14 protein-coding genes are annotated in these 13,154 nt (G+C 59.5%); 11 read left to right on the forward strand and 3 right to left on the reverse strand.

The genetic code is table 11. The features are described from left to right. Positions 1-31: 31 nt before the first annotated feature. The 4 genes from LB462_RS10705 to LB462_RS10725 all read left to right on the forward strand — a co-directional run bounded on the left by LB462_RS10705 (position 32) and on the right by LB462_RS10725 (position 4,002). Positions 32-1,948, forward strand: a complete 1,917-nt coding sequence (locus tag LB462_RS10705; protein WP_224507661.1) for a calcium-binding protein — start codon at positions 32-34, stop codon at positions 1,946-1,948. A 73-nt stretch (positions 1,949-2,021) separates the two neighbouring features. Next, positions 2,022-2,378, forward strand: coding sequence for an ArsR/SmtB family transcription factor (locus LB462_RS10710; protein ID WP_224507663.1), 357 nt, complete (start codon positions 2,022-2,024; stop codon positions 2,376-2,378). Beyond that, positions 2,371-3,303 carry an arsenic resistance N-acetyltransferase ArsN2 gene (arsN2, locus tag LB462_RS31425; RefSeq protein ID WP_370637107.1) on the forward strand — a complete coding sequence of 311 codons (933 nt, stop codon included), beginning with the start codon at positions 2,371-2,373 and terminating at the stop codon, positions 3,301-3,303. The genes LB462_RS10710 and arsN2 overlap by 8 nt, the downstream gene beginning before the upstream one ends. Positions 3,304-3,312: 9 nt before the next feature. Continuing rightward, positions 3,313-4,002 (forward strand): aquaporin, encoded by a 690-nt coding sequence (locus LB462_RS10725; protein ID WP_224507664.1) that lies wholly within the window; start codon positions 3,313-3,315, stop codon positions 4,000-4,002. Positions 4,003-4,217: 215 nt separating this feature from the next. Here LB462_RS10725 and LB462_RS10730 read toward each other — a convergent pair whose 3' ends face one another. Both LB462_RS10730 and LB462_RS10735 read right to left on the reverse strand, forming a co-directional pair. Further along, positions 4,218-4,475, reverse strand: coding sequence for a hypothetical protein (locus tag LB462_RS10730; RefSeq protein ID WP_224507666.1), 258 nt, complete (start codon positions 4,473-4,475; stop codon positions 4,218-4,220). A gap of 85 nt (positions 4,476-4,560) precedes the next feature. Continuing rightward, complete coding sequence (locus tag LB462_RS10735) at positions 4,561-5,313, reverse strand: DUF899 domain-containing protein (protein WP_224507668.1); 753 nt, start codon at positions 5,311-5,313, stop codon at positions 4,561-4,563. 344 nt (positions 5,314-5,657) lie between these two features. Between LB462_RS10735 and LB462_RS10740 the strand changes: the two genes are divergently transcribed. Both LB462_RS10740 and LB462_RS10745 read left to right on the forward strand, forming a co-directional pair. Next, positions 5,658-6,878, forward strand: coding sequence for a helix-turn-helix domain-containing protein (locus tag LB462_RS10740; protein ID WP_224507669.1), 1,221 nt, complete (start codon positions 5,658-5,660; stop codon positions 6,876-6,878). A gap of 36 nt (positions 6,879-6,914) precedes the next feature. Further along, the gene (locus LB462_RS10745) at positions 6,915-7,553 is read left to right on the forward strand and encodes a Vgb family protein (RefSeq protein WP_224507671.1); all 639 of its coding nucleotides are present in this window, start codon (positions 6,915-6,917) and stop codon (positions 7,551-7,553) included. Positions 7,554-7,620: 67 nt separating this feature from the next. On the opposite strand, the gene LB462_RS10750 is transcribed toward LB462_RS10745, so the two are convergent. Next, on the reverse strand, positions 7,621-7,968 hold the full coding sequence (locus LB462_RS10750) for an alpha/beta fold hydrolase (protein WP_224507673.1): 348 nt from the start codon (positions 7,966-7,968) through the stop codon (positions 7,621-7,623). 56 nt (positions 7,969-8,024) lie between these two features. Here LB462_RS10750 and LB462_RS10755 point away from each other — a divergent pair, with 56 nt between their 5' ends. Genes LB462_RS10755 through LB462_RS10775 form a run of 5 tightly spaced genes read left to right on the forward strand, consistent with a single transcriptional unit; the run spans position 8,025 to position 13,153 of the window. Beyond that, positions 8,025-9,158: a transporter substrate-binding domain-containing protein gene (locus tag LB462_RS10755; protein ID WP_224507674.1), complete on the forward strand. Its 1,134-nt coding sequence runs from the start codon at positions 8,025-8,027 to the stop codon at positions 9,156-9,158. Continuing rightward, on the forward strand, positions 9,155-9,736 hold the full coding sequence (locus tag LB462_RS10760) for an ANTAR domain-containing response regulator (RefSeq protein WP_224507676.1): 582 nt from the start codon (positions 9,155-9,157) through the stop codon (positions 9,734-9,736). The genes LB462_RS10755 and LB462_RS10760 overlap by 4 nt, the downstream gene beginning before the upstream one ends. After that, positions 9,736-10,584, forward strand: coding sequence for an ABC transporter permease (locus tag LB462_RS10765; protein ID WP_224507678.1), 849 nt, complete (start codon positions 9,736-9,738; stop codon positions 10,582-10,584). The genes LB462_RS10760 and LB462_RS10765 overlap by 1 nt, the downstream gene beginning before the upstream one ends. A gap of 1 nt (position 10,585) precedes the next feature. Then, positions 10,586-11,506 (forward strand): ABC transporter permease, encoded by a 921-nt coding sequence (locus LB462_RS10770; protein WP_224507680.1) that lies wholly within the window; start codon positions 10,586-10,588, stop codon positions 11,504-11,506. Between the two features lie 27 nt (positions 11,507-11,533). Further along, entirely contained in the window at positions 11,534-13,153 is a 1,620-nt protein-coding gene (locus LB462_RS10775) for an ABC transporter substrate-binding protein (RefSeq protein WP_224507682.1), read from the forward strand. The last annotated feature ends 1 nt before the right edge of the window (position 13,154 follow it).

A 13,154-nucleotide genomic window follows, 5' to 3' on the forward strand; every position in this document is an offset into this window, starting at 1 on the left:
CGATGTGATTATCAGAACGGAGGAGGATTTTATGTCGAAGATAGAACTCAACCTGTCGTCAACATCCGATGAGCCAGGGTGGGCGCCCGATGAATATTCAGAACATGATGCCTATTGGAAGGAAGCGGCGACGCGTTACACCTATACGACGGCCATCAATCCGGATCCGGTTCAGACCGCAGAGGGCAACTTTGATTCCGCATCGGGGGACACCCGGATCAACCTGGTAGAGTTCCCCGACACTCAGGTTGGCAACGATCCCGACACCGGCGCGCCGGCCATCAGCATCGACTGGCAGGATGACGACAGCCTAGATATCGCGTTGAACCGGACTTGGAACACGATCAAGAACATCGAAATTTCCGATTTCACCGGATCGGCGCTGAGGGTTTCGAACTTCGTCGATGCCTGGGTGCATCTCGACGGCGACGCCGACCGCAACATCGCTATCGACGGCGTAAAGCGGGCCGAGGTAACGACGGGCGGCGGCGGCGACCATGTCAGGATCGGCATCGACAGCAACACATCCGACTGGAGCAACGACCTGCACATCGACACTGGCGCTGGCGACGACGACATTCGTGTCGGGTGGGCCAGCCGGGACTTTACTGGTGACGGCGAGGTCAGGACGGGCTGGACGAACGGTCAGATATTTGCCGGCTCAGGCGACGACGTTGTCGACGTCGGCAACGGCAACTTCACGATCGATGGCGGCGACGGCTCCGACGGTATCTACGGCGGATCGGGCGACGACATCATCATGGGCGGCGATGACACGCTGAACGGCAATGGCGGCGAGCCTTATCACAACTATCTGAGTGGTGGCTCGGGCGACGACACGCTGATCGGTGCCAAATGGGGCACGAACGAGTTCAGATTGAGCGACGTCGGTCCCGGCGACCACATAATCGGCGGCAATCTGACCGACACGCTGTACGCCGACTATCAATTCGCGGCTTTCGACGTCGCGGCCGCCGAAAACAACGCGATCGTCAATGGCGCCACCATGCAGTCGGTCGAAAGTATCGGCCTCGACTTCCTGGAGGAGGCCAAAGTGACCATCACCGGCGACTTCTCCTCCGGCGACTTGGACACCATCTCTGTCACCATCGGGTATAGCGGCAACGCACCCCATGAGAGCAGCTTCAATGTCGATGCCCGCGGCTCCAGCGGTGTCGATGTCCACCTCAGGAGTTGGGACGGCCCTGGCACCTTCATCGGCGGTGGCGGAGACGACCGGATCGACCTGTTCTTGCTCGACAGCCGGGATGTGCTCGACGGTGGCGGCGGCGTGGATGAATTGCGTTTCGAGAGGACGGCCGTCGACGAGGAATCGAACGATGTCGACATCGAGGGGAAGGGCTCCTTCATCGATATCAATGGTGCTAAGGTCAGCGGCATCGAGAGCATCACCATCGGAAGCGGGAGCGGGAGTGACCATATCACCGTCTCCGGCGCGCTAGCCACTGCCGGCCTCAGCAGCGTGACCTACACGAGCAACACCTACACCGGCGATGAGGGAGACACCTTCGATGCCAGCAACTCGACCGATGCCGACGTCAGTTTCATCCTTTCGGGCGGGGCCGGAAACGATGCCCTCACCGGGGGTGCTGGCAACGATACGCTTGTCGGAGCAGGCGGTGCCGACATCCTGACCGGCGGTGCGGGTGACGACACGATTACAGGCAACGGCGTTGACGGCGTCGATGATGGCGCCGATCACTTCGTGTTTGCGCCCGCCAGCGGCGATGATGTCGTCTCAGGCTTCCAGGCCGGAAGCGGCGACGTCTTGGACATTGCTGGCTACGGTTTTCTGAGCTTTGAGCAACTCGAAACGGAAGGCAGGATCACGGTCGTGGGTGACCACACCGAGATTGCCTTGAGCGATGATGACTCGATTCAGGTCCATGAGATGGGCCTTACAGCCAACGACTTCCTGTTCGCCTGAGGGGTAAGGCAGCAGGGGAATGGCGCCGTTAGTACACTTGACGATCTGAATTGATATCTGTAAATCCAGATATATGGAAAAAGATAAAACCATAGCAGCTTTTTCGGCTATCGCGCAGTCGACACGTATGGATGCCTATAAGCTCATCGTCATGCACGAGCCGGATGGTATCGCGGCGGGCGAGGTGTCCCGCATCTTGGACGTTCCGCAAAATACCATGTCGACACATCTCGCGATCCTGTCGCGGGCGGGGTTGATCTCTTCCGAGCGGCAAAGCCGTTCGATCATCTATCGCGCCAACTTCGAGAACCTGCGTGAAGCCATCAACTACCTTTTGAAGGATTGCTGCGCTGGCCACCCTGACATCTGCGCGCCGTTGCTTGCCGACATCGTTCCATGCTGCCCGCCCAAGGAGAAGTTCAATGCATGATCGCATCTACAATGTTCTCTTTCTCTGCACTGGAAACTCGGCGCGCTCGATCCTGGCAGAATCGATTTTGAACACGGAGGGCAAGGGACGCTTTCATGCGTACTCTGCTGGCAGCCAGCCAAAGGGAGAGGTCAATCCATTCGCTCTGAAGGTCCTCGATGCTCTCGGTTATCCGACGGGAGGTTTTCGTTCCAAGAGCTGGGACGAATTTGCCGAACCGGGCGCGCCGGAGATGGATTTTATTTTTACGGTTTGCGACAGCGCGGCGGGAGAGGCGTGTCCGGTTTGGCCAGGTCATCCCATGACAGCACATTGGGGCATCGAAGATCCGGCCGCCGTCGAAGGCATCGACATCGAAAAGGAACGAGCCTTTTCGCTTGCCGCCCGCTACATGAAGAACAGAATCATGGCATTCCTCAACCTGAAGCACGATTCCGTCGATCGGCTATGGCTGACAACAAAGCTGCAAGCCATCGGCCGCCGTGAGGGGCTGGAAGCGGAAGAAATAAATTCGATCGATTCGGACTTCGCGACGGCCCTTCAAGCAGCATCATTGCCGACCGAGGATCTTGCCGAATCCAAAGGCAAGTTCTTTCGTTTTGCCGATCGCCAGGGCAAACCTGTCGGATATGGCGGCATTGAATTCTACGGAAAGGATGCACTCCTGCGCTCGATTACAGTGCCGCCCGAGGCGCAAAAGCATGGACATGGCAGTGCCATCACACGTTTGTTGCTCCGGTATGCTGACATCCAGGGAGCGGAAACGGGCTATCTACTGACGACCAATGCCGCACCATTCCGAGGCAAACTCGGCTTCCATCCGGTCGACCGAAGCGCTGTGCCCGCTGCAATTTTGGCATCGCCGCAGGCATCCAGGCTTTGCCCCGCGACAGCGTTTGTCCTGACGCGATCAGTTTCCATCTGAGGAAGAGCCATGCCCGTGGTACCAGACCTAGCCCGCCGCCTCGCGGCAGAAGCACTCGGCACGGCAATACTTGTTGCCACGGTCGTCGGTTCGGGAATCATGGCCGACCGACTGACCAACGATGTGGCGCTTTCACTGCTCGGAAACACCATCCCCACCGGTGCGATCCTGGTGGTGCTAATTACTATTCTGGGACCAGTCTCGGGCGCACACTTCAATCCCGCGGTCACGATGGTCTTCGCGCTGCGAAGGGATATCGAGCCTATTGCCGCGCTCTTCTATATCGCCATGCAGATACTGGGGGGTATTGTCGGATCGTTCATGGCGCATGCCATGTTTGAACTTCCAATTATCGAGGTTTCAAGGACCATTCGCACCGGTAGCGGGCAATGGATCGCAGAAGTTGTCGCCGCCTTTGGCCTGATATTCACCATCCTTGCTGGCCTTCGATTTCGGCCGGATGCAATCGGTTGGCTAGTTGGACTGTACATCACGGCGGCGTACTGGTTCACTGCCTCAAGTTCGTTCGCCAATCCAGCCGTCGCTATTGCACGGTCCCTCTCAGACACCTTCGCGGGTATCCGTCCGCTTGATCTACCCGGCTTTATCATTGCGGAGCTAGTCGGTGCATTGCTTGCAATGGCAATAGCCAATTGGATGCTGGCGACCGAACCGCTTAGCCAATCAAAAGGACAATGACCTGAACGTCACTATTTACGGTCCGGATGATGTGTCGCTGACAACTGTTCAGTTGCTTGATGCGACGGACACCCACCCCATCTGGCAAGCACGGGTCCAGGATGGCAGAACCTTGCCGCACACAACCAGGCCTCGCCAGGCGGTGGCGCCGGTGCAGGTGAGCAGCCTCGACATGCGTATAGCCTGCCGGTGCAAGCTTGGGCGGCGCGCTGGACCTATCGGACCTGCCGGCCGGAGAGCACTCTTAGCCAGGGTGCCAGGTGGAAGGCGCTCATCAGGAGATACATAGCCGCCATGCCAGTGAGTGGCGAGGAGCCCATGCACAGCATGGCCGCATCGCCAGCCTGAAGACAGGAGAGCAGTGCCATCACGGCGAAGGTGGGTGCGGCAGCGAGGCATAGCCAGTCGGCGATGCTGAGGGTGGTGGTGTTTTCGGAGGGCATGCTGCCCGGTCGAGAATGGATATCGCTCATGGTCTTAATCCCTTGATGGTTACGCCAGCCAGGACTGGTTCCTCGCCCCTAGGGAGTGGGGAGAGGAACCCAAGCTGGATAGCCGTTACTGCTCACCCTTATCCCTGAACGCCGCCTCGCCGGCGGCCGCCACTTGTTCCCATGTCTTGTCGGCCCCGGCGTCGTAATTGTCGTGCCAGTTCCACCAGGAGTAGAGCGGGGTCTGCGGATAGCCTTCGGGCGAATCCTCCCAGATTTCCTGGCGGCCAAGCGGCGTCGCGTCGAGATAGCTCCAGACGGTGCCCATCGCCTCGTCGCCCCGGCTGTTGATGAAATAGGTGCGGAATATGCGGTCGCCATCACGGATGAACACGTTGTGGCCGTGCCATTCGTCGACGCCGAAGTCTTTGTCGAAACTGTCCGTGATGGTGTACCACGGCATTTCCCAGCCCATCCGCTGCTTCAGCCGCGTAATGTCAGCCTGCGGGGCGCGCGAGGCGTAGGCAAGCGTAGTATTGCGGGCGTTGAGATGGGCGAGGTGACCGACCTGATCGGCGCCGAGCGAACAGCCGCGGCAGGCATGCTCGGGCCAGCCGAACACGCCGGGCTCGAAGAAGGCGCGGTAGACGATCAGCTGGCGGCGGCCCTCGAACAGATCGAGCAGGCTCGCCTTGCCATTCGGCCCCTCGAACACATAGGCCTTGTCGACTTCCATCCACGGCATGCGCCGACGCTCGGCGGCCAGCGCATCCTTGGCGCGCAGCGTTGCCTTCTCCTTCACCAACATCTGTTCGCGGGCGGCTTCCCAGTTCTGTCTTGAAACGATCGGCGGGGTCTTCATTGCGATGTGCTCGATCATTGGAAGTCTCCTTTGCCAGTCTGTTGTTGCTTACTATGAGCTAGAATAGGGCGGTGAAACACAGGGGTGGGAGTTACAAGTGTGACGGGATTTGAAGGACCCGGCCCGCCGCAGCAGGGATGGCGCATCCGCTCAGCGTGCTCGGCGGTGTCGTTCGTCGCATGGAGAGGCAGATCGTCGGAGTCAGGCATGTCAGTTATCCCTTATGAGATGCTCAGGGCTTGCCAATGGGGATATTGTCGTCAACGATGGCCACAGCGTCGACACCCTTGCTGGTTGACGGCCATGACTTACGTTATGGCGGGCAGTGCTGGGGTGGGAGTAACAAGTGTGACGGGATTTGAATGGACTCGCTGATCACCGCGGCGGCATTGGCACTGGCCGCGGGCGATCCGCTCGGCGCGCTCGATCGCGTCGCCTTGCGCGAAGACCCTCCGGCGCTGGCGCTGCGCGGCATTGCGATGGCGCAGCTCGGCGACCTCGATCGTGCCAAGACGCTGCTGCGGCGGGCCGCGCGTGGCTTCGGCCCGAAGGAGGCGGTAGCGCGTGCCAGATGCGTCGTCGCCGAAGCGGAGATCGCGCTAGTCTCGCGTGACCTTGGCTGGCCCGCCAAGATTTTGGACGCGGCGCGGGCGACGCTGGAAAAGCATGGCGACCGGCTGAACGCCGCGCATGCCGGCCACCTCAAGGTGCGGCGCCTGCTGTTGATCGGCCGTCTGGACGAGGCCGAAGATGTGCTGGCCGGGCTCGATCCGATGCCGCTTCCGCCGGCTTCGAGAGCCGCGCACGAGCTCGCCGTCGCCGGCATCGCTATGCGGCGCCTCAGGACGAAGCCGGCGCGCAGGGCGTTGGAGTGGGCAAGCCACGCCGCCCGCCGCGCCGGCATTCGGGGCCTTATCGCGGAGGTCGACAGCGCGTTCCTGGCGCTGGACACGCCGGCGGCGCGGCTGATCGCGGGTGGCGAGCAGCGCCCCTTGCTGCTCGAGGAGGTCGAGGCGCTGCAGACGTCGCCGGCGCTGGTGGTCGATAGCTTCCGCTATGTCATCCGCAAGCAGCAAGCAATCGTCTCGCTGGCAACACGCCCGGTCCTGTTTGCGTTGGCACGCACGCTGGCCGAAGCGTGGCCGGGCGATGTGTCGAGGGCGAAGCTAATCGCCGAAGCCTTCGGCGGCAGGCACGCCGATGAATCGCACCGGGCGCGGCTCAGGGTCGAGATCGGCCGGCTGCGCGCCGCGCTTCGGGGGTTGGCCGATATCGGCGCGACCAGCCAAGGCTTCGCGCTGGCGCCGCGCGAGGCACGCGACGTGGTGGTGCTGGCGCGGCCGATCGAGGAACGGCACGCGGCGGTGCTGGCCTTTCTCGCCGATGGTCAATCCTGGGCGAGTTCGGCGCTGGCGCTGGCGCTTGGCACCGGCCAGCGCAGCGTGCAACGGGCTCTGGTGCAGCTTGGCGAGGCCGGCAAGGTGCAGTTTTTCGGGCACGGACGGGCGCGCCGCTGGATGACGCCGCCGGTGGTGGGATTCACGACCACCTTGTTACTCCCGGCACCGCTGCCGAACGGTTAGTAAAGGACATCAGACCATCTCAGTGAGGATAGAGACATGAAACAGTCAACAGCCGAAATCCTGCGCGAATACGGACCCTTTCCGGATGTGGAGAGGGTGCATGGGGTGAGCTTTGATGGCAACAACGTCTGGTTTGCCTCGGGTGAGAAGCTGAACGCCTTCGATCCGGAAAACGGGCAAGCGCAGCGCTCGATCGATGTTGCGGCGCATGCCGGCACCGCCTATGACGGCCAGCATTTCTTCCAGCTTGCCAACGACCGCATCCAGAAGATCGACCCTGACACCGGGCGGGTTCTGGCGACCATCCCGGCACCCGGCGGCGGTGGTGATTCAGGACTCACCTGGGCCGAAGGGACGCTCTGGGTGGGGCAATACCGCGAGCGCAAGATCCACCAGATCAACCCGGAGACCGGCGCAATCCTGCGCACCATCGAATCCGACCGTTTCGTCACCGGGGTGACATGGGTCGACGGCGAGTTGTGGCACGCCACCTGGGAAGGCGAGCAGAGCGATCTGCGCCGCGTCGATCCGCAATCGGGCAAGGTTCTCGAGAAGCTTGACATGCCGGCCGGCATGGGCGTGTCGGGGCTGGAATCCGATGGCGGCGACCGCCTCTATTGCGGCAGCACATCGGCCGGGGTGGTGCGGGCGGTGCGACGGCCGCCCTGCGGCTGACTTTGGGTGCGACGCACCATATCGGTCGCGATCGGCGAATTCGGCCGCCGGGCCGCAATCAAGGCTCCTAATGTGAATCCAGAACAGCGAGCAGCAGCGCATTGATCTCCGCAGGGCGCTCTATAGGGGCTAGATGCGCCGCGCCTGTGATTACGTTTGGCGTCGCGTTCGGAATGCGATCTGCGATCAGTTGCGACGCCGTGATGGGCGTCGTCTTGTCGTCACTTCCGACAATGACGGAAGTGGGACATGTCATCGAGGGAAAGAGTGCAGCACCAAATATCAGGCTGCCAAATCGCCTGGCACATTCCCACTTGACAAGAATTGCTTGCCCGTATTTTAATCGTGCCTGCAGATTGAGCATAGCTTCTGCAATCACATGACTTTCGATGGTCGACGGGCAGTTTCGCCCCATGACGCCCCGTCTTAGATGGGAGCAAGCGTCGTGGGGTTTTTCGTATTGGCAGGTTAATGGACGCGGTAAAAATCGGCATTCTTTATTCGACTACGGGACCCTATGGCGCGATGGGGCGTGAATCCCGCGATGGCGCCGAATTCGCGATCGAAGAGTTGGGCGCTGCGCATGGCGATTTGATCCAGCCAATTTTCATCGATCCTCATGGCAATATCCCGGAATATCTCGAAGGCGCGCGTTCGATGCTGCGCGATTCCGGTTGCCGCCACATCGTTGGAACGATCACGTCTCTGGCGCGCAAGGAAGTCATTCCGCTTGTCGAAAAACATGATGGTCTGCTTTGGTATATGTGCCCCTATGAGGGCTTCGAAGCCAATGAGAACGTCATCTATACCGGCGCTTGTCCCAATCAGCATCTTATTCCCCTGTTCGAGTATCTCCTTCCCCGCTATGGCAAGCGGCCTTACCTCGTCGGCGCCAATTATGTCTGGGGTTGGGAGATGAATAGGCTCTCGCGTGAACTGATCAACGAGTCGGGGGGTGAGATTCTTGGCGAGCGCTATTTGCCGTTCGAAGAAACGGCGGTTGAACGCATCGTCAATGACATCGAACAGCGCAGGCCAAGTTTCGTCCTCAGTAATCTTATTGGTCCGGCAAGCTATGCTTTCCTGAAAGCTTTCAAGCAGCTTGGAGATCGCGACCCGGCCTTCAAGCCCGAGAACTGCCCCGTTGTCAGTTGCGATCTGACTGAATGCGAACTCGGCGAAGTCGGTCGCGGCGTTGCTACGGGACAATTGTCGGCAGCTTCGTACTTCGACAGCCTTAATTCGCCCGAAAATCTGGCGTTCAAGGCGCGCCTCGCAAAGCGCTTCGGGACGGAGCGGCGCATTTCCAATTTCTTCGCAAGCGCTTATTCGGCTGTAAAAATGTGCGGCGAAGCCATTCTGGCCTCCGGAACGGACGACCCGCAAATAGTTCGTCGCCGATTGTCGGGAGCGCCCCTGTCGACGGTGCATGGCGATATTCGCATCGACGCCGAAACCAATCATGCAGCGCTGCCATTTCATCTTGGCCGCATCACCACGGACAATGGGTTTGATATCATCGCATCACGGCCCGCAATTGCTGCTGATCCCTATCTAACTGGACGCCGGAAGCGTCCAGCACCAAAATTGCAGATCGTGTCATGAGGGAAACGCCGAATTTTACCGGATGGCGCGTCACGGTCTTGCATCGTCCGGAGGCTGCAACGGAGCGGTTATCGCGGCAGTTGAAGCTGTTGGGTTTCCACGTGACAATCCAATGGATCCCTCTCGATGCCGACGAACTGCCAGACGTAATTCTGGTTGATGCGGATCAGGGATGGAACGACCTTCTGCCTTGGAGCGGTGCCAACGCACCCCGGCCAGTTGTCGCACTTCTCGGATCGGAAGCGCCGGGCCGCATCGCCTGGCTCATGGAACACGGCTCTTGCACGATCATATCCAAGCCGATCGCCGCGTCGGCCATCTATCCTGCACTGGTTATGGCAGTGAGCATCCACAAGGAGCGTGAAGCGGTTCGCAACAGACTGCTGCACCTCGAAGAGCGTATTCGCCTCCGCCCATTGGTTCATGCCGCGGTACAGAAAATCATGGCGGCCCGCCAGATTGACGAAGAGCATGCCTACAGCATCTTGCGCAACTGCGCGATGCAGAGGCGAGTCCCTATGGAACAGGTTGCAGCCTCGATTATCGGCGGTGCAGAACCCCTGCCGGAGGCCGGTTGATGCGGGTGCTGAAGGCCATGTTGCGCCAGCCGTCAGCGCTTTTTGGGCTCATCGTCGTTGTGGTGGTTGTGGCAATGGCAATCGCAGCGCCCCTTATCGCGCCCTATAGTCCCGATAATCAGATGTTCGACGGGCTGACGCTTGAGGGTGCTCCGATGCCCCCAAGCGAACAGTTTCTGCTTGGAACGGATACGTTGGGGCGCGATCTGTTTTCGCGACTGCTTTTCGGTGCTCGCACTTCCTTGGTCATCGGTCTCGTCGCCAACGGAATCGCCGTCGCGATCGGATTGTTCATCGGCATTCTCTCCGGGTATCTGCGCGGCTTTGTTGGTGGGCTGCTCATGCGCTTCACAGATCTGATGATGGCGTTTCCCGCCCTTCTTCTCGCCATCGTACTCGCGGCACTGCTTCGACCCAGCCTGTGGATCGTCGCGATGGTTATCGCGCTGGTGAACTGGGTGCAGGTGGCGCGCATCGTCTATACGGAGACACGAGGCCTGGTCGAACGGGATTTCATACTAGCGGAACGTTCGCTCGGTGCTGGACATTTCCGCATTTTGTTCATGCACATTCTCCCGCATCTGATGCCGACAGCAATTGTCTGGGGAACGCTCGGCATAGCGACGACGGTGCTCCTGGAAGCGACGTTGTCATTTCTCGGCATCGGCGTGCAACCGCCGCAGCCGTCCTGGGGCAATATCATTTTCGAAAGCCAGAGCTATTTTCAAGCGGCACCCTGGCTCGTGTTCTTTCCTGGCGCAATCATCCTTTTGACGGCGCTGTCGTTCAATCTCGTCGGTGATGCGTTGCGAGACATTCTCGATCCGACACAGCGGGGGCGCGGCTGAGATGGCACTCCTTATCCTGCGCCGCCTCGTGCAAACTGCTTTGATCTTGCTTGGTGTGGCGGCAATCACCTTCCTGCTTCTTTACGCCCTGCCGGCCGACCCGGCGCGCATGATCGCCGGGCGTAGTGCGACCGCACAGACGGTTGCCAATATCCGTCGTGAGCTTGGTCTTGACCAACCGCTCCTCGTTCAGTTTTGGACCTATCTGCAGGGCATCGTACATGGCGATCTTGGCCGCTCCTATGCGCAGAAGACAGATGTCGGATCTTTGATAGCGGCCCGTATCCCAGCCACACTCCTGTTGATGGCGGCGGGAATTCTCGTCGAAGTCGTCCTTGGGCTCACATTGGGCATCATTGCAGCGCTTCGCCGTGGCGGGGCGGTCGACAGGGTTGTCATGATGGCGTCGTTTGTTGGTGTTTCCGCTCCCCAATTCGTTGTTGCCCTGCTTCTTCTTTATGTTTTCGCGGTCATGCTTGGCTGGTTCCCGATGAGCGGTTTCGGCACGCCAGCACATGTGGTTTTGCCGGCGGCGACACTCGGTATTCTTGGCGCGGGATGGTACGCCCGCATGGTGCGCTCGGCTATGATCGACGTTCTCAATCAGGATTACGTCAGGACAGCCCGCGCCAAGGGTCTATCGTCCGCGCGGATTATCCTGCGGCACGCCCTTCCCAACGCCATGCTGCCCATCATTGCGATGATCGGGATCGATATCGGCCAATTCATGGGTGGCGTCGTCGTCGTCGAGGCGGTTTACGGTTGGCCCGGTATTGGCCAACTCGCCTGGCAGGCGATCCAGCAGGTCGACATCCCGATCATCATGGGTGTGACGTTGGTTTCGGCACTGGCCATCGTTCTCGGCAATCTCATAGCGGACATTATTGCGCCGCTCATCGACCCGCGCATTCGTGCGCGCTGACTTTTAACAACCAAAAAGGGGAACAAAATGTTCAAAAGCTGGCTTAGAAACACAACAATGGCGACGGTACTGGCACTCACGCCACTGCCTTCGTTTGCACAGGATACGCCGCAACAAGGCGGCGATATCATCGTTACCTATAAGGATGACATCGCCACCCTTGATCCAGCGATCGGTTACGACTGGGTCAACTGGTCGATGATCAAGAGCCTTTATTCCCGGCTGATGGATTATGAACCAGGGACGGCCAATCTGATTCCATCGCTCGCCGAGACGTTCGGGGTTTCGGATGATGGCCTCACTTACACGTTCAAGCTTCGCAAGGGTGTGAAGTTTACAAACGGCCGCGAAGTCGTGGCCTCCGACGTGAAATATTCAATCGAGCGGGCTGTAAATCCAAAGACTCAAGGACCCGGCGCTGGTTTCTTCGGGTCGATCAAGGGGTATGAAGACGTCACAGGTGGCAAGACGACCACATTGGAAGGTATTGCGGCGCCGGACGACTCGACTGTCATCTTCCACCTGTCCCGTCCTGACGCGACCTTCCTCCACGTCCTTGCAATCAATTTTGCTTCCGTTGTTCCGCACGAAGCAGTCGAGGCAGCGGGCGGCGACTTTGGCAAGAAGCCGGTCGGTTCTGGTACCTTTGTCCTTAAGGATTGGACAATTGGTCAGCACCTCGTCTTTGAACGCAATCCGGATTATTTCGTCAAGAACATGCCGTACATCGACAAGTTTACGGTTGAAGTGGGTCAAGAGCCGCTTGTGGCACTGCTACGGCTGCAGAAGGGCGAAGTCGATATCGCCGGCGATGGCATACCTCCGGCAAAGTTTCTCGAGATCAAGAACTCTGCCGATGGTCCGAAGATGATCGTCGATGGCCAACAACTTCAAACCGGCTACATTACGTTGAACACGAAGGTGAAGCCCCTCGACAATCTTAAGGTTCGCCAAGCGCTCAACATGGCAATCAACAAGGATCGCATCACGCGTATCCTGAACGGCCGTGCGACGGCGGCGAACCAGCCGCTTCCGCCACTAATGCCGGGCTATGACAAGAGCTTTACCGGCTATGCCTATGATGTTGAAAAGGCCAAGGCGCTGCTGGCGGAGGCAGGGTTCCCGACCGGTTTCGAAACTGTACTCTACTCCACCAACACGGATCCACAGCCGCGTATAGCGCAGGCGATTCAGCAGGATTTGGCGGCTGTCGGCGTGAAGGCGGAAGTTCGTGCGCTGGCGCAAGCGAACGTTATTGCTGCAGGCGGGACCGAGGGTGAAGCACCCATGATCTGGTCTGGCGGCATGGCCTGGATCGCAGACTTTCCGGACCCGTCGAATTTCTACGGACCAATCCTCGGCTGCTCCGGCGCTGTACCCGGTGGCTGGAATTGGTCTTGGTATTGCAATCAGGATATCGACAAGCGGGCGGTTGCTGCGGATTCGATGTCTGATCCGGCCAAGGTGGCCGAACGCTCAGCCACATGGGGCAAGATATTCACAGACATCATGGCCGATGCTCCATGGATTCCGCTTATCAACGAGCGCCGCGTCGTTGCCAAGTCGCTACGCATGGGCGGTGCCGACAATATCTATATCGATCCAACGCGCGTCATTAACTACGACGCCATCTACGTGAAGCAGTAAT

This window comes from Phyllobacterium chamaecytisi (assembly GCF_020164455.1).
GTDB classification, from domain to species: Bacteria; Pseudomonadota; Alphaproteobacteria; order Rhizobiales; family Rhizobiaceae; genus Phyllobacterium; species Phyllobacterium chamaecytisi.

What these genes read in the sequence shown, in the direction of transcription:
- LB462_RS10705 (WP_224507661.1), top strand. Translation starts at nt 32, where the DNA reads ATGTCGAAGATAGAACTCAACCTGTCGTCAACATCCGATGAGCCAGGG.
- LB462_RS10710 (WP_224507663.1), top strand. Translation starts at nt 2,022, where the DNA reads ATGGAAAAAGATAAAACCATAGCAGCTTTTTCGGCTATCGCGCAGTCG.
- arsN2 (WP_370637107.1), top strand. Translation starts at nt 2,371, where the DNA reads ATGCATGATCGCATCTACAATGTTCTCTTTCTCTGCACTGGAAACTCG.
- LB462_RS10725 (WP_224507664.1), top strand. Translation starts at nt 3,313, where the DNA reads ATGCCCGTGGTACCAGACCTAGCCCGCCGCCTCGCGGCAGAAGCACTC.
- LB462_RS10730 (WP_224507666.1), bottom strand. Translation starts at nt 4,475, where the DNA reads ATGAGCGATATCCATTCTCGACCGGGCAGCATGCCCTCCGAAAACACC.
- LB462_RS10735 (WP_224507668.1), bottom strand. Translation starts at nt 5,313, where the DNA reads ATGATCGAGCACATCGCAATGAAGACCCCGCCGATCGTTTCAAGACAG.
- LB462_RS10740 (WP_224507669.1), top strand. Translation starts at nt 5,658, where the DNA reads ATGGACTCGCTGATCACCGCGGCGGCATTGGCACTGGCCGCGGGCGAT.
- LB462_RS10745 (WP_224507671.1), top strand. Translation starts at nt 6,915, where the DNA reads ATGAAACAGTCAACAGCCGAAATCCTGCGCGAATACGGACCCTTTCCG.
- LB462_RS10750 (WP_224507673.1), bottom strand. Translation starts at nt 7,968, where the DNA reads ATGGGGCGAAACTGCCCGTCGACCATCGAAAGTCATGTGATTGCAGAA.
- LB462_RS10755 (WP_224507674.1), top strand. Translation starts at nt 8,025, where the DNA reads ATGGACGCGGTAAAAATCGGCATTCTTTATTCGACTACGGGACCCTAT.
- LB462_RS10760 (WP_224507676.1), top strand. Translation starts at nt 9,155, where the DNA reads ATGAGGGAAACGCCGAATTTTACCGGATGGCGCGTCACGGTCTTGCAT.
- LB462_RS10765 (WP_224507678.1), top strand. Translation starts at nt 9,736, where the DNA reads ATGCGGGTGCTGAAGGCCATGTTGCGCCAGCCGTCAGCGCTTTTTGGG.
- LB462_RS10770 (WP_224507680.1), top strand. Translation starts at nt 10,586, where the DNA reads ATGGCACTCCTTATCCTGCGCCGCCTCGTGCAAACTGCTTTGATCTTG.
- LB462_RS10775 (WP_224507682.1), top strand. Translation starts at nt 11,534, where the DNA reads ATGTTCAAAAGCTGGCTTAGAAACACAACAATGGCGACGGTACTGGCA.